The organism is Comamonas aquatica NBRC 14918 (assembly GCF_000739875.1).
Taxonomy (GTDB): domain Bacteria; phylum Pseudomonadota; class Gammaproteobacteria; order Burkholderiales; family Burkholderiaceae_C; genus Comamonas; species Comamonas aquatica.
In genome coordinates this window covers 1-20,966 of the sequence record NZ_BBJR01000001.1, presented here as the reverse complement: position 1 = coordinate 20,966, position 20,966 = coordinate 1, and the positions used below count along the sequence as shown (strand labels likewise).

The following is a 20,966-nucleotide window of genomic DNA, read 5'->3' as shown; positions in this document are numbered from 1 at the left end:
GATTGGTATTAATTTTTGACAATTGCAATTAATATTCAACAGATATGAAAACTGAAAGTTGACAATGGACCTGAATGCCCTGGCCTTGCTGGTGGACATCATCGACAGCGGCAACCTCAGCCGTGCGGCGCAGAAGTTGGGCATGAGCCGCGCCAACGTCAGCAAGCGGCTGAACCACTTCGAGAAAAGCCTGGGGGCCGAGCTGCTCAAGCGCAGCACGCGCCAGCTGGAGCCCACGGCGCTGGGGCGCCAGCTGTATGCGCACGGCAAGAAAATCCGCCACGAGCTGATGGCGGCCGAGGAGTCGCTGCAGCACCTGGGGCGCAGCCTGGGCGGCACGGTGCGCCTGAGCGTGCCCAGCGGCTACGGCCAGCACACCATGGCGGCGTGGCTGATGGAGTTCATGCGCCGCTACCCGGAGGTGACGCTGGAGGTGATCTTCGACAACGCCATCGAGGACCTGGTCAAGGGCGCGGTGGACTTTGCCATCCGCGTCATGGGCGATGCGCCCAGCCACCTGGTGACGCACAACCTGGGCACGGTGGAATACGCGGCCTGTGCTGCGCCGCAGCTGGTGGCGGCCTACGGTCCGGTGCAGACGCTGGCCGCGCTCAAGCAGCTACCGCTGATCACCTCGGAGCTGACGGGCGAGAAGCTCAAGCTGGCCGGCCAGAGTGCGGACATCCGCCCGCGGCTGATGTCGGCCAACTTCTTCTTCCTGCGCGACGCCATCCTGCAGGGCTTGGGCGCCGGGCTGGTGCCCGACTACATGGTGGCCGATGAGATCGCCTCCGGCCATCTGCTGCGGCTGTCCGTGCCGCAGCGCGACCTGGCCTTCCTGCGCTCCAACCTGTACCTGCTGCACATGCCTTCGCGCTACCAGACCAAGGCCCAGCAGACGCTGATGGCCTTCCTGCTGGACAAGGCGCAGGCCCCGGCCGTGGCCGCCTGAGCCGGGGTGGTTCCGGCATGCAAAAGCCGCCCCTGGGGGGCGGCTTTTTTGTGAGCAGTCAGCGCTCGTGGATGCTGGGCTGAAGGCGTATTTCAGGCAGATTCCGTGCCGTCGGGCAGCCGCGGTGCTTTCCACTCCAGCAGCTCGGCCAGGCGCTGGATCACCCAGCCGGCTTCCACGGCCGTGAGGACCGAGCCCTCGGCCGCCAGCGCGCTGTGAAAGCCCAGCAGCACACCTTCCTCGCTGGAGTTGCCGCTGTGGTACAGGGTCTGGGCCTGTTCCACCAGGTGGCAGGCCAAGTCCTCGCACAGCTCGTAGCGCGCCACGACCTCGGCGATCGGCGTCTTGAGCACGCCGGCGCGGCTGCGGAACAGGTCGGCAAAACTGGCCGGGGGCTGGATCTGGCTGGTGTCGTCCATCGGGGGCGCTCAGTCGGGGTCGAACAGGCGCTCGAAACGCACGATGTCGATTTCCAGCTCACAGGTCACCAGCTGGCCCATGCGGCCGTCCTGCTTGCGCTGGGCCGAGAACAGCGTGGCCCGGCCCTCGAAGTCGTAGTCCGGCAGGTGGATGATGGCGTAGGGGTGGGGCACGAAGCACTGGTGCTCGAACACCACACGGTGTTCGTTGCGGGGCGAGGGGTACAGCATGTACTCCGGCGTGTCGATGGTTGGGGTGGCCATGCGAAAGACAAAAAAGAGGGTGGCGAAAAGCCGCGGGGCCGCAATGCTACCGTGGCTGGGCAGGGTTTCGCTGGCATGTGGGCATGTGCTGCGCGACCTACGCCACAATCTGCGCCATGACTGCACCCCGTGTTTTGATCCAGCACCAAGATTTTGATGTTTCCGCCGAGCTGGCCGCGCTGCGCGCGGGCGATGCGCGCGTGGGGGCAGTGTGCAGCTTCGTCGGCACGGTGCGCGACCGCAACGAGGGCGCCAGTGTCTCGGCCATGGAACTGGAGCACTACCCCGGCATGACGGAAAAGTGCATCGAGGCCATCATCGACCGCGCCGTGGCGCGCTTCGGCATCTTTGGCGCGCGCGTGATCCACCGCATCGGCCCGCTGCAGCCCCTGGACCAGATCGTGCTGGTGGCCGTCACCTCGGCCCACCGTGGCATGAGCTTTCAGGCCTGCGAGTTCATCATGGACTACCTGAAGTCCGAGGCCCCGTTCTGGAAAAAAGAGCAGACCCCCGAAGGCGCACGCTGGGTGGATGCGCGCGTCAGCGACGAACAGGCCCTGGCCCGCTGGGTCGAGACCCCCGCCCACTGACGCCCTGCGCCGGCGCAGGCCGGAGCGCGACGGGCCTCCCCCGGTGGCCGGCGGTGCTGCCATGCCCCCAACGCAGGCCGCACGACGGCGTCAGGCACGGGTGACAGCGGGGCGCCGCCTTGGCCGACAGACGCTGGCTGCGCGGCGGGCCACCATGGCCGGCAGGATCCACCTGGGCCAAGGAGGGCTGCCATGAGCCGGTCGATTGCGGTGCTGGTCACCGAGGGGTTTGAGGACAGCGAATACCTCTCGCTCGTGGACGCCCTGAGGGCCGCCGGCTATGCCATCTTCAACATCGATGTGGAGCCAGGGCGCATCGTCAAGAGCCGCGCGGAGCAACTGCCGCTGCGCATCGATCTGGGCATCGACCAGGCGCGGGCGGCCGACTATGCGGGCCTGCTGATCCCCGGCGGGCGTTCGCCCGGCGTGCTGCGCCGCGACCCGCGGGTGCTGCAGTTCGTGCGCGACTGCGATGCGCGCAGGCTGCCGATCTTTGCCATCTGCCACGGCCCGCTGTTGCTGGTCAGCGCCGGCGTGGTGCGCGGCCGCGCCATGACCGGCGTGGCGCAGATTGCGGATGACCTGCAGCATGCGGGTGCCAGCTATGAGGACAGCCCGGTGGTGGTGGCCGATCGCCAGCTGGTCACCAGCCGCACGCCGGAAGACCTGCCACTGTTCAACGCCGCCATGCTGCAGCTGCTGGCCGAGCACCACCCGCCGCTGTGAAGCGCGCGCCCCGCTGCACCGCGCGGGCATGAAAAAACGGGCCCAGGGGCCCGCTTTTGGCTGTGCGAGGAAGCGTGGCCGCAAGGCCGCCTTCCCGCATGCTGTGTCGCGCTTACTGCTTGACGGCTTCCATCTGCAGCACCAGGCGCACGTTCTTGGGGAAGCCCCAGTCCACGCCGTAGTTCACGCCCCACTGGGTGCGGTCGATGGTGGCCTCGAAGTCGCCGCCGCAGACTTCCCGCTTGAGCATGGGGCTGTCGTAGCAGGTGAACTTGTTGGACTTGATGGTGATGGGGTGGGTCTGGCCGTTCAGGGTCAGCTGGCCGGTCACTTCCTTGAGCTTGTCGCCGTCAAAGACGAACTTGTCGGAGACGAACTTGGCTTCGGGGAACTTCTCGGCGTTGAAGATTTCCGCGCTCTTGAGGTGCTTGTCGAAGGCGGCGGTGCCGGAGTTCACGGAGTTCATGTCCAGCGCCACTTCCACCTTGCCGCTCTTGCCGGCCTTGTCGAACTGCACGGTGCCGCTCTTCTTGTCAAAGCGCACGCGGTTGGTCGAGGCGCCGAAGTGGTCGATCTCGAAGGTCGCGAAGGTGTGGGTGGGGTCGATGGCGTAGGCCGCAGGGGCCGCGTGGGCGGCGGTGGCCAGCAGGCCGGTGGCAGCCAGGGCAATCAGGGTCGAGCGCATGGTGGAATCTCCTTGGTGAAAAGCGGGAACAAAGAACACAGATAAAAAAGAGAGCTGCCTGCGCGCGCATTCATTAGGTTTCAAGCCGTAAAGCATCGGAAACCCAAGTGCAGCGCGCGCCAGCTGCTTCCAAAACAGGGCTTAGAGCTTGCCCACGCCGGTCAGGGCCAGCTTGAACTGCACGTTCACCTCGTCGGCCACCATGGCGGTGTCGGCCCAGTCGCCATCGCCGATCTTGAAGCTCAGGCGCTTGAGCGGCAGGGTGCCGGACGCCGTGGTGGTGGTGCCCGATTGCGCCAGCTGCACGGGCACGGAGACCTTCTGCGCCTGGCCCTTGATGGTCAGCGTGCCGTCGATCTGGTACTTGCCGCCACCCAGGGCCTTGACGGCGCTGGAGTCGAACGTGGCCTTGGGGAACTTGGCGATGTTGAACCAGTCGGCGCTGAACAGGTTGCTGTCGGTCTCCTTGGAGCCCATGGTGGCGCTGCCGGTGTCCACGGTGAAGTGGATCTTGCTGGTCTCGGGCTTGGCGGTGTCGAACTGCACCTGCGCGCTGAACTGCTTGAAGTGGCCGCTGACGGGCACGCCGAGCTGCTTGGCGCTGAACTGGATGCTGCTTTGCGCAGGCACCAGGGCCTGCTGCGCCATGGCGGCGGTGGCCAGCAGGGCGGCGCTGGCCAGCACGGTGGCACGCAGTGGGAAGGTGAAAGTCATGGTCAATCCTTGTGGCATTCGCAAACAATGGGATGGAAGGGGGTCAGCGCGCGCGGCCGGGCCACATGCGGCGCAGCAGCCCGTCGCGGTCGATCACCTGGTGCTTGAGCGCGGCGGCAATGTGTAGGGCCGCAAGGGCCAGCAGGGTGTAGGCCGTCAGCATGTGCCAGGGCTTGATGGCTTCAGCCAAGGCGGGGCTGGCGGGCACGAAGTCGGGCAGCTGCCACAGGCCGAACCAGACGATGGGAAAGCCCGCCGCCGAGCTGTAGGCCCAGCCGATCAGCGGCACGGCGAAGAACAGCGCGTACAGCAGGTGGTGCACGCCATGGTGGGCCAGGTGCTGCCAGCGCGGCATGGCAGCGGCCATGCGCGCGGGCAGGGCCGGTGGTCGGTGGGCCAGGCGCCAGACCAGGCGCAGCACGCTCAGCAGCAGGATGGTCACGCCAGCCCACTTGTGCCAGTTGTAGTACTTGAGTTTGGCGGGTGAGAACGGCAGCCCCACCATGTACCAGCCGAACACCAGCAGACCCAGCAGGGCGGCGGCCAGCACCCAGTGCAGGGCAATCGCGGTGGTGGTGTAGCGGTGGGTGGGGGAGGAGGGCATGGTGCGCAACAAAGGGTGCAGAAGCAGGCAGTCTAGAAGGCGCCCTCTGACACAGCATTCAATGCGCTTGATGACAAGATTCAAAAGATTGCAAGGAACTTTGCGGCACAAGCCGGCACCGCATGCCGGCCACTGGCCGGATAGATGGTGCCTTTTCAGGCCTGGCAGCCCCTTGAAAACCCTGGCCAAGCCCTTAGTTGTGAAGCAGTTATTAATTTGCTGTTGAAGGAAGCCACCCATGCGAATCGACAAGCTCACCACCAAATTCCAGGAAGCCCTGGCCGACGCCCAGACCCTGGCCCTGGGCAACGACCACGCCTACATCGACCCCCTGCACCTGCTGGCCGCCATGCTGCGCCAGAACGACGGCCCCAAGGCCCTGCTGCAGCGCGCCGGCGCCAATGTGGCGGCCATGTCCACGGCCGTGGAAAACGCCGTCAAGCAGCTGCCCGAGGTCCAGGGCCACGACCAGGTCACCATCGGCTCCGAGCTGGGCAAGCTGATGCAGGCCACGGAAAAGGAAGCCATCAAGCGCGGTGACCAGTTCATCGCCAGTGAGCTGTTCCTGCTGGCGCTGGCTGACAGCGACAGCAAGGCTGGCAAGATTGCCAAGGAAAACGGCCTGAGCCGCAAGGCCATGGAGTCCGCCATCAACGCTGTGCGCGGTGGTCAGACCATGGACAGCGCCGAAGGCGAAAGCCAGCGCGAAGCCCTGAAAAAATACACCCTGGACCTGACCGAGCGTGCCCGCATGGGCAAGCTGGACCCGGTGATCGGCCGCGACGACGAAATCCGCCGCGCCATCCAGGTGCTGCAGCGCCGCAGCAAGAACAATCCCGTGCTGATCGGTGAGCCTGGCGTGGGCAAGACCGCCATCGTCGAAGGCCTGGCGCAGCGCATCGTTGAGGGCGAAGTGCCCGAAACCCTCAAGGACAAGCGCGTGCTGGTGCTGGACATGGCCGGCCTGCTGGCCGGTGCCAAGTACCGCGGCGAGTTCGAGGAGCGGCTGAAGGCCGTGCTGAACGATGTGGCCAAGGAAGAAGGCCGCATCATCCTGTTCATCGACGAAATCCACACCATGGTCGGCGCCGGCAAGGCCGAAGGCGCCATGGATGCCGGCAACATGCTCAAGCCCGCGCTGGCGCGCGGCGAGCTGCACTGCATTGGCGCGACCACGCTGGACGAGTACCGCAAGTACATCGAGAAGGACGCGGCGCTGGAGCGGCGCTTCCAGAAGGTGCTGGTGGAAGAGCCCTCGGTGGAGGACACCATCGCCATCCTGCGCGGTCTGCAAGTGCGTTATGAGGCGCACCACGGCGTAGATATTACGGACCCCGCTATCGTTGCTGCAGCGGAGTTGAGCCACCGCTACATCACCGACCGCTTCCTGCCCGACAAGGCCATCGACCTGATCGACGAGGCCGCGGCCAAGATCAAGATCGAGATCGACTCCAAGCCCGAGAGCATGGACAAGCTCGAGCGCCGCATGATCCAGCTGAAGATCGAGCGCGAGGCCATGAAGAAGGAAAAGGACGAGGCCTCGCAAAAGCGCCTGCAGCTGATCGAGGACGAACTGATCGAGCTGGAGCGCGAGTACGCCGACCTGGAGGAAATCTGGAAGGCCGAAAAGGCCAGCGCCCAGGGTTCCGAGCAGATCCGCAAGGAAGTGGACGCCATCCGCACCCAGATCGAAGAGCTCAAGCGCAAGGGCGACTTCAACAAGGTGGCCGAGCTGCAGTACGGCAAGCTGCCCGCGCTGGAAAAGCAGCTCAACGAGGCCCAGGCCAGCGAGGCCGATGGTGCCGCGCCCAAGCACAAGCTGCTGCGCACCCAGGTCGGGGCTGAAGAGATTGCTGAGGTGGTCAGTCGCGCCACGGGCATTCCCGTGTCCAAGATGATGCAGGGCGAAAAGGACAAGCTGCTGCACATGGAAGCCAAGCTGCACGAGCGCGTGGTGGGCCAGGACGAGGCGATCTCGGCCGTGGCCAACGCCATCCGCCGTTCGCGCTCGGGCCTGTCCGACCCCAACAAGCCACTGGGCAGCTTCCTGTTCCTGGGCCCCACGGGCGTGGGCAAGACCGAGCTGTGCAAGGCGCTGGCCGGTTTCATGTTCGACAGCGAAGAGCACCTGGTGCGCATCGACATGAGCGAGTTCATGGAAAAGCATAGCGTGGCACGCTTGATTGGCGCGCCCCCCGGCTATGTGGGCTACGAAGAGGGCGGTTACCTGACCGAGGCCGTGCGCCGCAAGCCCTACAGCGTGCTGCTGCTGGACGAGGTCGAAAAGGCCCACCCCGACGTGTTCAACGTGCTGCTGCAGGTGCTGGACGATGGCCGCCTGACGGACGGCCAGGGCCGCACTGTGGACTTCAAGAACACGGTCATCGTGATGACTAGCAACATCGGCTCGCACCTGATCCAGGCCATGGTCGGTGAGGACAGCGAGGACATCAAGGACGCGGTGTGGGGGGAACTTAAATCCCATTTCCGACCCGAATTCCTCAACCGCATCGATGAAACCGTGGTCTTCCACGGCCTGGATGCGGCGCACATCGAGGCCATCGCCCAGATCCAGCTGCAGTTGCTGCAGCGCCGTCTGCAAAAAATGGACCTGGAAATGCACGTGACAGCGCCTGCTTTGGCAGAGTTGGCTAAAGTAGGGTTTGATCCGGTCTTTGGCGCACGTCCGCTGAAGCGGGCCATCCAGCAGCGCATCGAGAACCCGCTCTCGCGCCTGTTGCTGGAAGGCAAGTTCCCGCCCAAGAGCCGGATCGAGGTTTCGGTGGACCCTGTCCAGGCCCCCGGAGTCTTCAATTTCGGTCTGGTCGCCGCCGACGGCGGCGCCTGATCCGGGACGGCCAGCGCCGCAAGGGGCTGGCCGCATTCAGAAAGGGATTGCTTTGAACGATTTTTTGAACTGGGCCACCCGGTGGACCGTCCGCATCGTCCTGCTCATGGTCGGTGTCGTGTTCTTTCTGAGCCTGCTCACCGTGGGCTGCCTGCTGGCGGCCCTGTGGGGGCTGCGGGCCCTGTGGGCCAAGCTCACCGGTCAGCCTGTGACGCCCTGGGTCATGCCCATGCGCGCGGCCAGCAGCTGGACCAGCATGTACCAGCGCGCCGGCGGTTTTGGCGGCATGGCTGCGCAATCGGCGGCGGCTGCCGAAACGGCGCCCCCTTTCAGTACTGCGGCCGGCAGCAAGCGCGGCGGCATCCTGTCCCAGGTCGCCGGTGATGTGAGCGACGTGCAACCCCGCGAAGTCCACGAGCGCTGAGCCGGCCTTCCCAGGAAGGTCCCAACGAGAGAGAACGCGACGGAGACAACGCCAGCATGCACCTTCCTTCCCCCTGGCAGCAAGCGTTTGAGCTGCAATACCAGGCCAGCCGCCAGCACGTGGACGTGCCCGAGCTGGTGCGCCGAGAACGCCTGTTGCGCCTGCAGAAACTGCTGCACGAACATGGCACCACCCTGGCGGCCGCGGTGCAGGCCGACTTTGGCGTGCGCTCCCCCCAGTTGACCGAGATGGCCGACCTCATGGTGCTGCGCACCATGCTGCAGCAGACGCTGCGCCAGCTCAAGCGCTGGATGCGCACGCAGCGTGTCTGGACCCCCTTGCACCTGTTGCCCGCCACGGCGCGCATCGAACGCCAGCCGCTGGGGGTGGTGGGCATCATCTCGCCGTGGAACTATCCCCTGCAGTTGGCCCTGGGCCCGGCGATCGCGGCCCTGGCGGCCGGCAACCGCGTGATGCTCAAGCCCAGCGAACTGACACCGCACACCTCGGCCCAGCTGGCGCACGTGATCGGCCAGTTCTTCAGCCCCGAGGAGTTCTGCGTCATCCAGGGCGATGCCCAGGTGGCCAGCCAGTTTGCCGGCCTGCCCTTCGACCACCTGGTGTTCACCGGTTCGACCGCCGTTGGCCGCAAGGTGGCGATGGCCGCTGCCCAGCACCTGACGCCGACCACGCTGGAGCTGGGTGGCAAGTCCCCCTGCATCATCGGCAACGACTGCGATCTGGCGCAGGCCGCCGTGCGCATTGCCCACGGCAAGTTGCTGAACGCCGGGCAGACCTGCATCGCCCCCGACTACCTACTGCTGCCGCGCGGGCGCGAACAGGCCTTCGAGCAGGCCTACCGCAAGGCCGTGGCCCAGCTGTTTCCCGCACTGGCCGGCAACCCGGACTATGCGGCCATCATCAACCAGAAGCATTTCAACCGCTTGCGTAACCTGGCCCAGCAGGCGGAAAGCGAGGGCGCACATGTGCAGTGGCTGGAGGCCGGCCCTGCCAGTGCCAGCCCCGCGTCGGCCGCCCCCGGGTGGGGTGATGCGGTGCAGCGCCAGATGACGCCGGCCCTAGTGTGGAACGTGCACTCCGAGATGGACATCATGCGCGAGGAGATCTTCGGGCCCTTGCTGCCGGTGATCAGCTACGACCACCTGGACGATGTGGTGAAGGCCATCAACGCTGGGGAGCGGCCGCTGGCTCTGTACTGGTTCGGGCAGGATGTGCAGCAGCGTGACAGCGTGCTGCGCCGCACGGTCAGCGGTGGTGTGACCGTCAACGACACCTTGATGCACGTGGCGCACGACAACCTGCCATTTGGTGGCGTGGGCGCCAGTGGCTGGGGTGCGTACCACGGAGAGTCTGGTTTTTTACGCTTTTCTCACCAAAAGGGGGTCTTTTTGCAAGCAAAATGGAGCCCTGCTGCTTGGCTCTACCCCCCGTATGGCGCCAAGTTTGAGCGTGTCATGGCGCTCCTCAAGCGCTGGCACTGAGCGCTTGCCACTCTGAAAACGCCCCGAATGGCTTGGCGTGGCTTGTGCTTCGACAGGCCTAGCACATCCTTTTTGAAGGGGCAAGAAACCGGATACAGCCGTACTTGGGCAAATGGCTACAAACGAAAGGCCTAAGGTGAAAAACCGTTTTCACTGACAATTGCCGACTTTCGTTTTCAACACCTGTTCCCGTTTCCGGTTTTTCCATGTCCAATTACCAGGTTCGTCCTGCAACCCTTCGCGATGCGAAGGCGATTGCACAAATCCACACTGCTTCTGCGCTGGAAGCCTACCGTGGCATCGTGCCTGACGATCAACTGAAAGCCATGTCTTCCGTCGAGAAGCGCCAAGCTTACTGGCGTGAGGCCATTGAGTACTGCGAGCCGCAAGTGCAAGTGGCCATCGACGGTGACAAGATCGTAGGCTTTGTTGGCTTTGACCGTTCCCGTGACGAGAAGTCGCGCCAGACCACCGGTGAAATCTGGGCCATCTATGCGGCCCCTTCGCACTGGAACAAGGGCGTCGGCGTGACCCTGTGGGACGCTGCGCGCGAAGGCCTGCTTGAAGAAGGCTGTACCAACGTCACCGCCTGGGTCCCTTTGCGCAACGAGCGTGCCCTGCATTTCCATGAAATGGCAGGCTTCAAGCGCGAGATGTCGACCGCCAAGACGGCAGTCATTGCCGGCATCAAGATCGAGGAAGTCCGCCTCAAGCGGCCCTTGAACTGATTGCTGTCCACGGCCCGCTTCGGCGGGCCGATTTTTTTTGTACCCTGACCAAGGATTTTTGCATGCTGCACTGGCACCACCAAGGCGTTGACCACCAAGCTGCTTGGCGCAGTGAAAGCGGCCTGCCCGCGCCGCGCCGCGTGGTGGTGGCGGACGACACCCTGTCCGCCGATACCGCCTACCGCCCGGCGTGCGAGGGCACGGCCCTGCTGTGGCAGGGAGACTTCCAGAATGCGCGGCACCTGCTGGATGCGCTCAAGCGCCGCCTGGACAAGCCCGCGCGCAAGCCGGCCGGCAAGGCCGCAGGCCGGGGCAAGCCACGCCCGGCCGCGGAGCCGGTCAGCCCGGCCCAGGCCTTCCACCTGCACCGCCAGGCCCAGGGCCAGCGTGCGCGGGTGCTGAACAGCCTGCTGGTGCCGCTGCAGCCCGATTACGGCATGCAACTGCGCCGTGCGCCCGACTGGCGCGAAGCCTGCACCCAGGCCTGGGGCGCGCCCAGCGGTGATGCCGGTGTGCAGGTGGTGGCGCTGCGCGAGTTGCTGGGCGTGGTCGGCGCCTATGAGTGGCGCAAGAAGGGCGTGGCCATGCCGGTGCTGGGCGCGCAGGCGCGCATCCACCCGCACTACGGCGTGTTCTCGCCGGTGCGTGGGGAGTATGTGGACCTGGTCGCCCAGGCGCCCTTGCCGGCCGCGGGCCAGGCGCGGGCCTTTGACATTGGCGTCGGTACGGGCGTGCTCTCGGCGCTGCTGGTGCAGCGCGGTGTGCGCCAGGTGGTGGGCACCGACCTGTCGCCGCGCGCCCTGGCCTGCGCCCAGGAGAATCTGCAGCGCCTGGGCCTGTCCCAGCGCGTGCAGTTGCAGGCCTGCGACCTGTTCCCCGAAGGGCAGGCCGGTCTGATCGTCTGCAACCCGCCCTGGCTGCCGGCCCGCGCCGTGACCACGCTGGAGCAGGCCGTGTACGACGAGCACAGCGCCATGCTGCGGGGCTTCCTGACCGGTCTGCGCGCGCACCTGCTGCCGCAGGGCGAGGGCTGGCTGATCCTGTCGGACCTGGCCGAGCACCTGGGCCTGCGCAGCCGTGCCGAGCTGCTGGGCTGGATCGAGGCCGCCGGCCTGCAGGTGGTGGGCAAGCTGGACGTGCGCCCGCGCCATGGCAAGGCACAGGACGCGAGCGACCCGCTGCACGCCGCGCGTGCGCAGGAAGTCACCTCGCTGTGGCGCCTGCAGGCGCGTTGACGGCAGGGCGCTGACGGTTTCAGTTGGGGCTTTCCAGGCTGCGCTCGGGCAGCATGTCGGCCAGCTGCTGGCGCAGGACCTCGGCCCGCTCGGCGCCGGCATGCAGGTGCACGGCGCGCAGCAGCTGATCGCGGGCGTGCAGCATGCTGTCCAGATCCCGGGCTTCGCGCAGCATCTGGCGCAGGTGGTGGGCGGTGTCGTGCAGGCGGTTGGCAAACATGCGCTCGCACAGGTCAAACAAGTGCATGCGCACGCCCGCTAGGCTGACGGGCGCGGTGGCACTGGGGGACTCGGGCGCTGCCGTGGTCTGTTCCGCGCTGGGTTGCTGCAGGTAGCCGTCTTGCAGCAGGCGCTGCACCAGCGCCGCCCCCTGGCCGTGGTACATGGCCTGCAGCTGGGCCAGGGGCGTGCCCTCGGCCAGCAGCAGCAGGGAACGCTCGCGCAGGCTCAGGTGGCGCTGGCCAGGGGCCAGCTCCAGCAGGGCTTTGGGCGTGCGTTGCAGAGACATCGGTCGATTGCACACAAGCTGTGTGACAGCACGATGAAGCCGAGGCAGGAATGCCCCAGGCTTGCGACAATGGCAGGCTGGACGGCATCAAGCCCTCCATATTGATAGCTGCCTGCGCTTGCTGGACAAGCGCAGGAGCGTGATTTTGATCTGAAGGTGCCTGTGGGTGCCACTGAAAATTCCATGAGACTGTTGTTGGCCCCGATGGAGGGTTTGCTGGACTTTGTGCTGCGCGATGTGCTGACCCGGGTGGGCGGGGTGGACCGCTGCGTCTCGGAGTTCATCCGCGTCAGCGGCTCGCTGCTGCCGGACCGGGTGTTTCTGCGCTATATGCCGGAGCTGCGGCACGGCAGCCGCACCCTGGCCGGCGTGCCGGTGCGCGCGCAGTTGCTGGGCTCGGACCCGGTCAGCATGGCCGAGAACGCGGCCGCGCTGGCGCGCCTGCAGCCCGAGGGCATCGATCTGAACTTCGGCTGCCCGGCCAAGACCGTGAACCGCCACGGCGGCGGGGCGTCGATGCTCCAGGACCCCGAGGCGATCGCCACCCTGGTGGCCGCCGTGCGCCGCGCCGTGCCGGCCCACCTGCCGGTGTCGGCCAAGATGCGCCTGGGTTTCAACGACAAAAGCCTGATGCGCGAGTGCGCGCTGGCCATGGCCGAAAACGGCGCCTGCGAGCTGGTGGTGCACGCCCGGACCAAGGTGGAGGGCTACCGCCCGCCGGCCTACTGGGAGCTGATCCCCGAGATTGCGGCCGCCGTGCGCGTGCCCGTGGTGGCCAATGGCGAGATCTGGACCGTGCAGGACGCGCTGCGCTGCCGTGCGCAGTCCGGTTGCAGCGACCTGATGCTGGGCCGCGGCAGCGTGGCCGACCCGGGCCTGGCCCTGGCGGTGCGCCAGGCGCTGGCGCAGGGCGCGCAGGAGGCCCCCGAGCTGCCACCCGTGGTGGCCTGGGCGGATTTGTTGCCCCACATCCAGCGCTTTTGGTGGATGGTCTGCCGCGACCTGACGCCCAACCAGCGCGCTGGCCGGCTCAAGCAGTGGCTGAACCTGATGCGCCGCCGCTACCCCGAGGCCGAGGAGGCGTTCCAGTGCGTGCGCGTGATCACCCAGCAAAGCCTGGTGACGGCGTGGATCGAGCAGGAGTGCGCGCGTTGCGGCGTGCCCTTTGTGCTACACAAACAAGAGCTTGCCGCGTACGAACACCGGATGCCTGACGGCGATTACGTGCTGGAATGAAGCGCTGACCAGCGCAGGCAGCTGCGCTTTTTAGAGCAGATGGTCGGGCGCCAGCGGGCCGATCAGCTGGATCATCAGCCGCAGTGGCAGGCTGGCATCGGGTTCGCGGCTGCGGTCGCCCCAGTCGCTGCCCGCCGGGGCGCGCCACACCAGGCCGTGCGGCGTGTCCTCCACCCGCCAGGCGGCCTCCTGCAGCGTGGCCTCGATGTTGGCCGTGGCTTCCTGGGCCAGCTGGCGCGAGGCGATGAGCAGGGCGATCTCGGTGTTCTGCAGCTGCGAGCGCATGTCCAGGTTCATGGAGCCGACCACGGTCAACTTGTGGTCCAGCACCAGCATCTTGGAGTGCAGCATGGCGCGCGACTGGCCTTGCGAGCCAGTGATCGTGCCCGCCGTGCCGCGCAGCGTGCCGGTGCCGACGTGGCCGTCCTGCAGGCTGCGCAGCTCATACAGCTCGATCCCCTGCTGCAGCAAGGCCAGACGGTGGCGCGCATAGCCAGCATGGGCCAGCGGTGCATCGTTGGAGGCCAGCGAGTTGGTCAGGATGCGCAGCCGGATGCCCCGCGCGCGGGCGCGGGCGAAGGCCTGCTTCATGTCGTCCCCTGGCACGAAGTAGGGCGAGACAATGAGGATGTCGCTGCTGGCATGGTCGATCAGGGCCAGCAGGCCGCTGACCACATTGTCCTGGCCGACCACCGGGGCCAGCACCTGGCGCAGGGCCTGGCGGTTGGGCGAGGTCGGCTGGCCGCGCGGTGCGGCCTCCTGCGTGGACGGCAGGCGGATCGGCAGCAACTGGGTGGCATGGCCGTCTTCGGCATCGGCCGGCGGTGTGGCCGTGTCGCCGGCGGCGGCGCTGCCGGTGTCTGGTGGCGCGTCCTCGGGGGGCGGCGGAATCTTCCCCGGGGCATCGGCCAGCACCAGGGCCGGTGCCCAGATCCACGGCACGGCCTGCAAATCCATGGGCTGCAGCTCTGCGGTTTTGCTGGTGGCGATGGCGGCCTGCACCAGCGCCTGTTCCTGGTCCTCGCTGGCGTGCTCGCGCAGGCGCAGCAGTTCGGGCTCGGACACCAGCGCACTGACGGGGTAGGCGCGGGCGTCGTTCCAGTAGCGGTCGAAGCTGGCGGACAGCTGGCGCACGGCGGCGCCGGCCGCCATCACATCCAGGTCGATGAAGTTGTCGCTGTCCAGGGCATCGAAGTAGGCGTCGCCCAGGTTGCGCCCACCGGTGATGCCGATGCTGTTGTCGGCAATGAACAGCTTGTTGTGCATGCGCTGCTGGGCGCGCTGGAAATCGGTCAGCGTGGACAGTGCCCGCAGCATGGTCGAGCCGCGTGGCCCCGTCAGCGGGTTGAACATGCGCATCTCGATGCCGGGCACAAACGCCAGGCGCATGACCTGTGCGTTCTTGCCGGCACCATGGAAGTCATCCAGCAGCACCCGCACGCGCACCCCGCGCTGTGCGGCCTGCACCAGGGCCTCCAGCAGGCGGGCGGTGCTGGCATCGGCGTGGATGGCGTAGTACTGCAGGTCCAGGGTCTGGGTGGCGGCCTGCACCAGGGCCAGGCGGCTGGTGAAAGCCGCCTGGGCGCCGCCCAGCAGGGTGAAGCCCGAGGTGTAGCGCGTGCCGGCGGCCTGGCGCTGGGTCTGCACCATCTGCCCCAGGGGCGTGGCCTGTGGGGCCGCCAACGCCGTGCTGGCCGTGCGTGGCGGCATGGGCGGCAGGCTGCCGCAGGCCGTCAAGCCCAGGGCGCTGGCGCAGAGCAGGCCGTACAGTGCCAAGCGCCGCAGGGCGCGGCCAAAGCGTGCAGGCAGAAGAAAAGGCATGCAGGAATTTATAAGACGGCGCGGCGGCGCTGGCCTGTCAGACGCCAGAGGTTTTGCACGGGCGGCGGAGGCTTAAAACTGGTCGCGGCCGGCCACACGGGCCACGATGCGCAGGTCGTTGCCGATGCGGCTGACGTCCTGCCACTGCAGCGGCACACCCTGTGCCAGCTCGTCCAGTGGGCCAAAGTTGGCCAGCCCCATGCCGCCGGTGCCCAGCAACTGGGGGGCCAGGTAGAGCAGCAGCTCATCGACCAGGCCTTCACGCAGCAGGGAGCCATTGAGCTTGAAGCCGGCTTCCACATGCAGCTCGTTGGTGCCGCGGGCGCCCAGATCGCGCAGCATGGCGGCCAGATCGACCTTGCCGTGTGCGTTCGGCAGTGCAATCACGGTAGCACCCAGCGCTTGCAACGCCTGGGTCTTGGATGGATTGTGGTTGGAGGTGTAGATGGTGCAACCGCTGGGTGCTTTTAAAACATGCGCATCCAGGGGCATGTCCAGATGGCTGTCGATCACCACCAGCTTGGGCTGGCGGGGCGTGGCCACCTCGCGCACATTCAGGCGCGGGTTGTCTTGCAGCACGGTGCCGATGCCCGTCAAGATGGCGCAGGCCCGGGCCCGCCAGGCATGTCCGTCGGCACGCGCAGCGGGGCCGGTGATCCACTGGCTGCGGCCGTTGTGCAAGGCCGAGCTGCCATCCAACGAGGTGGCCGCCTTCATGCGCACCCAGGGAGTACCTCGCACCATGCGGCTGAAGAAACCCAGATTCAGCTCGCGCGAAGCCAGGCCGGCGGGCGCGTACACCTCGACCTGCACCCCGGCGGCCCGCAACTTGGCAAAACCTTGGCCGGCCACCTGCGGGTTGGGGTCGGTGATGGCGCCGACCACCTGGGCGATGCCGGCGTCGATCAACGCATGGCAGCAGGGGCCGGTGCGCCCGGTGTGGGAGCAGGGCTCCAGCGTGACATAGGCCGTGGCCCCCTGGGTGCTGTGGCCTTGCGTCGCGGCATCGCGCAGCGCCATGACCTCGGCATGCGGCCCGCCGGCTTGCTGGGTGAAGCCCTGGCCGATGACCTGGCCCGTGGCGGACACCAGCACACAGCCCACGCGCGGGTTGGGGTTGGAAATGAAAAGCGCCTGACGAGCCAGATCAAGCGCTTGTTGCATGAAGGGGGAGTGGGTCATCTTGCCCCGGATGGTAATCCAAGCGCGACCAGGCTTATTTGTCCCAGCAACTGGCGTTGTAGCTGCTGTCGCCTTGCTTCTTACCCGCCGCCCCGCGGATGCCGGTGTGGGTCAGTGTGTAGGTACCGCACTGGTCGCTGGCCTGGGGGCCCGGCGATTTGGGGGTTGCCGTCAGGCTGAATGCCATTTCTGTATTGTTGGCGGCAAATCCGATCGTGTAGCGCTTGCTTTTGTCATTCGCCCAGGTCAACGCGTCGGGTAGTTCGGTGGGATAGACACCGGTGGCGGTGGAGGCGCGCTCCAACCACTGCTGGGCCTGAAGCAGCCCCGCCCGAGCATCGGCCCGGTGGCCACGCTGCACATAACTGGTGTAGCTGGGGTAGGCGATCGCCCCCAGAATGCCGATGATCGCGACCACGATCATCAATTCGATGAGAGTAAAACCATCTTGTCGGCTGTGCGAATGCTGGTGCATGAGGTTTGCGTTCCTTCTTCTTACTTCAATTGGCGCCAACTGGGGCGCATGGAGCTTTCTGGCATGCGTGCCAGGGTATCGCGGCCACCCCCACCCCCGGTTAGGTCGACAATCCGGTCTCGTTTGGTGATCAGAATAGGGGTGCCCGTCTTAACCGCCGCACGGTCCACGTTCAGGTCGTCGGCGTTGTAGAGGCCATCGCCGTTGTAGTCCACAAGTTGAATGGTGGCGCGCTTACCGTCCATGATGTTGATCAGGGTGCGGAACTGGCTGCCGGCGCTGGTGTCGACCTTCACCGGGACACAGCTTTCATTGATGTTGTCGCTTTCGCTGTTCTTGATGCCTGAGGGCGTCTCTGAATAAACGGCCAGAATGTTGCTGCCATCAAAGAACTGCATGGGCTTGAGCAGACGCTCACCAGTGACCGGAAAATCGAGGTACCAGCCCTTGTAGTTTTTCCAGGTCTCCGCCTTCAGTTCCTGTGTGGCGGTGACGGTGGCAAAGTCACCGTCCACGGTCGTGATACTCTGTTTGGCCAAGGTCACGCCGGTTGCTCCCATGGTGCCTACAGGGGCTGGCGTGGGAACGCAGCTGGTGTTAGTGCTGCAATCGTTGCTCCCAGGGTGAACCTCCAGCGAGGTTTTGTCGGCATTCATGCGGTAACGCGTGCTGTCGAGCACGGAATACAGCGTTTGCACGTTCTGCGTGATGTCAGTGCGTCGGTCGTTGGATGTGACGTTGCGGCCGGTGCCGAAAGCCACCATCATGCCTCCCACGGGAACCGTCTTGGCATTTTTGCCCTCGCCCACCACCATGCTCCGGTCGTTGGCCCGCACAGTAGGCGGTGCAGTGATGGGTTGAACTTGATTGCGTGTGCCATTCAGTGCCACGGGGCCGCGTGCGGTGAAAAGCGGTCTGTTGTTTCCGAATGCCACCTGCCAATTGCTGTCATTGGCGCTGGTGAGATCAAACTTCCAGAGATTGCCCAGGTTGTCGCCGGCATACACTATGTCGGTTGTGCCGTCTCCGTCTAAATCCGTCAGAGCTGGGGAAGACAATCCGTTGTCCAGTGCATTGCCGGAACCTGTGGCGTCGGTCGTGGCCTGGATGCGCTTGAGTGCCTTGTTCCCATCCAGGTATTGCACCAGTAGCACCGGGCGCTGGTTGGTGCTGTTGTAGCCGTTGCCCATCACCACGGCCCAGCGGCCGTTGTTCATGCGTGTGATTTGCGTGGCCTCCTGTAGGTTGGCGGGGTTGCGTCCGGGTTGGGCTGTGATATGACCAATGTCGCCATCTTCAGCGACGGTTGCGTTACAAGCGGTTTGTGCAGAACCGCTGAGTGCGCTGCAATTCGCGGCGGCTTCCGAGCTGGCGCGGGTGCGGTCCAGCACCACCAGATCGGAGGCTGGCGTGCTGCTGAAGGTCGATGGATTGGTGACGTTCAGCAGGAAATAGCCTTTGCCACCAGCCCCCAGCGTGCCAACCAGCAGGGTCTTCCATGTTTCGTTATCACGGATGTCGCCAGTCATTGGCGAGCCATCCACGTAATAACGGTGCTGATAATCCTTGTCAGACAGGCTTTTCAGCCCTGCGACCACACCGCGTGGTACATAGGCGAGCAGTTCTTTGCCGTCCTTGGCGGAGAAGCCATGCAGCATCCCGTCATTGCCTCCTACGTACAGGATGGGTGTACGATCTTTTTGCGCTTTGACAAAACTTGAATAGCCGAGTGAGTAATTCCCGATGGGGCCACCCGTGTACCAAATTTCAGAGTTGACCACGTCACCTTGTCGGCTATGACGTATGCGCATCGGCCTTTCGGTCGTTGTGCCTTCCAGGGATTTATCGCCCCGGATGTAATTGATGATGTTTTGTGCCTGGATTTTTTGGGCTGTGGTCAGGTCGCCGGATGTGGTCACACCCAATAAGTTTTTGATTTGGGCTGTGCTGTAGCCGATGGGAGTTTCCATGGATGGCCATTTGAACGCGGTGCCCGCATTGGTGCTGTCACTCCAAGTCAAAATTAGCCGGTTGTCCAACGAAGTCAATTCATCCAGTCGCATGGCGGTGGTTTTGCTTTCCCAGCCAGAAATGACATCGGGAAAGCGAATGCATGTTTTTTCAGGTTCGGTTTTGGTTGGACAAGCGTATTCTTCCGGCTCAATCGCACGTGATGCCGTGATGTAGCCACTCCAGCCATCCTTGGGGCTGTAAACCGAGGCAAAGATGCCCGCATTGTTTTGCGATACGTTATAGCCGCTGGTGCTGCCACCGCCCGCTATTTCGTCAGGCAAGGGTGCGCTTTCCTCGTTGATTTTTCCGATGATTTCGGTGAAAGCCTTGGCGAGGTCTTCGGCCTCTGTGATGGCATAAAAGCGGCCGCGTCCATTGATTGCCGAATGCCATAAATCGAGCGATCGCCTGTTTTCATTGCCCATGTTGGGCCAGGTCTGCCAGCCAGTGACTAAATCGACAAAACTATTGTCATAACCGAATGGAACTTTGGTGGATGGTGCAATAATTTCGCTGGCTCCAGGCCAGGTTACAGCTTCATCACTGAAGCCGATGGTGTAAGTCACCATGTGAGGCCAAGTGGCTGGATTGTATTTGGGATTCCAATACTTTTGTAAATCTACTGATTTTGTCTCTTGGCGAGTTCCTATTTTTACTTGTTCTGTGCCAATTTGTCCGGTTCCCCATTGGTTGCAGCCCCACCATCTATTGTCTATGCATATTGGGCCATATATAGGTCTGGTTTCGAAAACATCCACGGTTTTTGTCTTGGTGAAGGACTCGATGGCGCTTGCATCATCATAAATTTTGGATGGTTTTAGATTTTCTGAATCTTTGAGTTTGGTTGGGTCTTGGAGGGGATTCATCCAACTTTTGAAAGCCCAGTCGGACAACGTGTCTGAGGTGTCATCCTGATAAATTCTGGTTTGATCAGAATTGGTGTTATATGCTTGACGTCCATTCAAAGCGGACCAGTTTGTCCCGTCCTGATTAGCTCCCGATGTATCGCCATTCCATCTGCCGTCGGTCATCATGATGTGGTAGTTGCGACGACATCCTAAATATTCAGTAGATTTGCTGCCGGTCCCGCCGGGATCGGTCGACCAAGGGCTGTTCTTGCTGAGTGTGCGACGCATATAGGCATCAGCTTGACTGAACATCTTGTGGGAAGGGGTGCCGTTGTCAGCCTTGATGCCAGCGACAAAACTCAAAAAATTGGCGCGGTGTGATTTGTTGCTGACGATGGCGTCGATTGGGCGCATGGAGTTTGTATTCATGCTGCTACTGTTGACGTTGCCAGCATCGCTGGATTTGGCGTTGTTATGCATGGTTTGCCATGCAATACGTATTTTGTTATCTGGAATCAGTGTTTTATCTTCAAAAACTGTTTTGAGTGAGTATTTTAAAACGTTGATGCGTTTGGCATTGTCTTTCCACTTTCCATTCGAGTCTGGGTAGGTGTAACCAGCCCCCGTACTGGATGAGCCATCTCGGGATGTCTTGATGCCGTATTCCATACTTCCAGAGTCATCGATCGAGATAATCACGTTCGGTGCGACAAAAGCTGATTTGGAGGTCGGGAGAGGTGGTTCCTGGACCAATTCCAGCGACCAACTGTTTGGTGTGGTTAATACGGCAAGAATGGCAATAGTGAGTGCGCTGTACTGAAAGGGCAGCTGCTTGATGCAATGCATGACGTGCTCCTTGTTCGCTAAATAAGAATAGAAGTAAAAACACTGGCTAAGACACAGAAATTGGCCAGCACTCCATGGGTTTCGATGCCTGGTTTCAATCTCTGAGCCGTTGACGTGCGTAGGTTTGCTGCAGGACGACGGTAGTGCCAGGCTTGCGTCCCACAGCCAATGCGGTGATGCGAAATACAACGTAAACATCCAGGTTCAATGGCAGTTGACTGGTGGACGCATCCACGATGAGATTGGCGCTTTTGGCTGCATCGCTGTAGCGCATGATTTCTATCCAGTACCAGCCGCCGCGGCCAGCATCGGTCTCAGTCAGGATGGGGTTGAGTGGACCATTGGC

The 20,966-nt window shown here is 64.0% G+C and carries 20 protein-coding genes; 9 read left to right on the top strand and 11 right to left on the bottom strand.

Annotated elements, in window-relative coordinates; translation table 11 throughout:
* The first annotated feature begins 64 nt into the window (after positions 1 to 64).
* On the top strand, positions 65 to 952 hold the full coding sequence (locus CA2_RS00100; protein ID WP_042411185.1) for a LysR family transcriptional regulator: 888 nt from the start codon (positions 65 to 67) through the stop codon (positions 950 to 952).
* A 92-nt stretch (positions 953 to 1,044) separates the two neighbouring features.
* Here the strand turns inward: CA2_RS00100 and CA2_RS00095 are convergent, their stop codons facing one another.
* Together CA2_RS00095 and CA2_RS00090 are read right to left on the bottom strand one after the other, a co-directional pair.
* The gene (locus CA2_RS00095) at positions 1,045 to 1,371 is read right to left on the bottom strand and encodes a hypothetical protein (protein ID WP_042411183.1); all 327 of its coding nucleotides are present in this window, start codon (positions 1,369 to 1,371) and stop codon (positions 1,045 to 1,047) included.
* Positions 1,372 to 1,380: 9 nt separating this feature from the next.
* On the bottom strand, positions 1,381 to 1,635 hold the full coding sequence (locus CA2_RS00090; RefSeq protein ID WP_042411181.1) for a hypothetical protein: 255 nt from the start codon (positions 1,633 to 1,635) through the stop codon (positions 1,381 to 1,383).
* A 116-nt stretch (positions 1,636 to 1,751) separates the two neighbouring features.
* Here CA2_RS00090 and moaE point away from each other — a divergent pair, with 116 nt between their 5' ends.
* Both moaE and CA2_RS00080 read left to right on the top strand, forming a co-directional pair.
* Positions 1,752 to 2,225: a molybdopterin synthase catalytic subunit MoaE gene (moaE, locus tag CA2_RS00085; RefSeq protein WP_042411179.1), complete on the top strand. Its 474-nt coding sequence runs from the start codon at positions 1,752 to 1,754 to the stop codon at positions 2,223 to 2,225.
* A 192-nt stretch (positions 2,226 to 2,417) separates the two neighbouring features.
* Positions 2,418 to 2,951 carry a type 1 glutamine amidotransferase domain-containing protein gene (locus tag CA2_RS00080; protein ID WP_042411176.1) on the top strand — a complete coding sequence of 178 codons (534 nt, stop codon included), beginning with the start codon at positions 2,418 to 2,420 and terminating at the stop codon, positions 2,949 to 2,951.
* Between the two features lie 112 nt (positions 2,952 to 3,063).
* Here CA2_RS00080 and CA2_RS00075 read toward each other — a convergent pair whose 3' ends face one another.
* From CA2_RS00075 to CA2_RS00065, 3 genes are all read right to left on the bottom strand, one after another.
* Complete coding sequence (locus tag CA2_RS00075; protein ID WP_042411173.1) at positions 3,064 to 3,636, bottom strand: YceI family protein; 573 nt, start codon at positions 3,634 to 3,636, stop codon at positions 3,064 to 3,066.
* A gap of 141 nt (positions 3,637 to 3,777) precedes the next feature.
* Complete coding sequence (locus CA2_RS00070) at positions 3,778 to 4,350, bottom strand: YceI family protein (protein ID WP_042411631.1); 573 nt, start codon at positions 4,348 to 4,350, stop codon at positions 3,778 to 3,780.
* Between the two features lie 43 nt (positions 4,351 to 4,393).
* Positions 4,394 to 4,954, bottom strand: coding sequence for a cytochrome b (locus tag CA2_RS00065; RefSeq protein WP_174435587.1), 561 nt, complete (start codon positions 4,952 to 4,954; stop codon positions 4,394 to 4,396).
* Positions 4,955 to 5,192: 238 nt separating this feature from the next.
* Here CA2_RS00065 and clpB point away from each other — a divergent pair, with 238 nt between their 5' ends.
* The 5 genes from clpB to CA2_RS00040 all read left to right on the top strand — a co-directional run bounded on the left by clpB (position 5,193) and on the right by CA2_RS00040 (position 11,691).
* On the top strand, positions 5,193 to 7,802 hold the full coding sequence (gene clpB / locus CA2_RS00060; RefSeq protein ID WP_042411170.1) for an ATP-dependent chaperone ClpB: 2,610 nt from the start codon (positions 5,193 to 5,195) through the stop codon (positions 7,800 to 7,802).
* A 52-nt stretch (positions 7,803 to 7,854) separates the two neighbouring features.
* Positions 7,855 to 8,226 (top strand): hypothetical protein, encoded by a 372-nt coding sequence (locus tag CA2_RS00055; RefSeq protein WP_042411168.1) that lies wholly within the window; start codon positions 7,855 to 7,857, stop codon positions 8,224 to 8,226.
* A 56-nt stretch (positions 8,227 to 8,282) separates the two neighbouring features.
* Entirely contained in the window at positions 8,283 to 9,728 is a 1,446-nt protein-coding gene (locus CA2_RS00050; RefSeq protein ID WP_042411163.1) for a coniferyl aldehyde dehydrogenase, read from the top strand.
* Positions 9,729 to 9,934: 206 nt separating this feature from the next.
* On the top strand, positions 9,935 to 10,456 hold the full coding sequence (locus tag CA2_RS00045; protein ID WP_042411160.1) for a GNAT family N-acetyltransferase: 522 nt from the start codon (positions 9,935 to 9,937) through the stop codon (positions 10,454 to 10,456).
* A gap of 62 nt (positions 10,457 to 10,518) precedes the next feature.
* Complete coding sequence (locus CA2_RS00040) at positions 10,519 to 11,691, top strand: methyltransferase (protein ID WP_042411156.1); 1,173 nt, start codon at positions 10,519 to 10,521, stop codon at positions 11,689 to 11,691.
* A 19-nt stretch (positions 11,692 to 11,710) separates the two neighbouring features.
* Here the strand turns inward: CA2_RS00040 and CA2_RS00035 are convergent, their stop codons facing one another.
* Positions 11,711 to 12,199, bottom strand: a complete 489-nt coding sequence (locus CA2_RS00035; protein ID WP_042411153.1) for a hypothetical protein — start codon at positions 12,197 to 12,199, stop codon at positions 11,711 to 11,713.
* A gap of 183 nt (positions 12,200 to 12,382) precedes the next feature.
* Between CA2_RS00035 and CA2_RS00030 the strand changes: the two genes are divergently transcribed.
* Positions 12,383 to 13,435, top strand: a complete 1,053-nt coding sequence (locus CA2_RS00030; protein WP_081888806.1) for a tRNA dihydrouridine synthase — start codon at positions 12,383 to 12,385, stop codon at positions 13,433 to 13,435.
* A 30-nt stretch (positions 13,436 to 13,465) separates the two neighbouring features.
* Here CA2_RS00030 and CA2_RS00025 read toward each other — a convergent pair whose 3' ends face one another.
* The 5 genes from CA2_RS00025 to CA2_RS00005 all read right to left on the bottom strand — a co-directional run.
* Positions 13,466 to 15,256: a phospholipase D family protein gene (locus tag CA2_RS00025; protein WP_042411150.1), complete on the bottom strand. Its 1,791-nt coding sequence runs from the start codon at positions 15,254 to 15,256 to the stop codon at positions 13,466 to 13,468.
* Between the two features lie 72 nt (positions 15,257 to 15,328).
* On the bottom strand, positions 15,329 to 16,438 hold the full coding sequence (gene ribD / locus CA2_RS00020) for a bifunctional diaminohydroxyphosphoribosylaminopyrimidine deaminase/5-amino-6-(5-phosphoribosylamino)uracil reductase RibD (RefSeq protein ID WP_042411148.1): 1,110 nt from the start codon (positions 16,436 to 16,438) through the stop codon (positions 15,329 to 15,331).
* 34 nt (positions 16,439 to 16,472) lie between these two features.
* Entirely contained in the window at positions 16,473 to 16,913 is a 441-nt protein-coding gene (locus CA2_RS00015; protein WP_042411146.1) for a type IV pilin protein, read from the bottom strand.
* 20 nt (positions 16,914 to 16,933) lie between these two features.
* Entirely contained in the window at positions 16,934 to 20,620 is a 3,687-nt protein-coding gene (locus CA2_RS17340; RefSeq protein WP_042411143.1) for a pilus assembly protein, read from the bottom strand.
* Positions 20,621 to 20,714: 94 nt separating this feature from the next.
* The coding region (locus CA2_RS00005) for a pilus assembly protein (RefSeq protein ID WP_042411139.1) at positions 20,715 to 20,966 on the bottom strand (252 nt) is incomplete at its 5' end.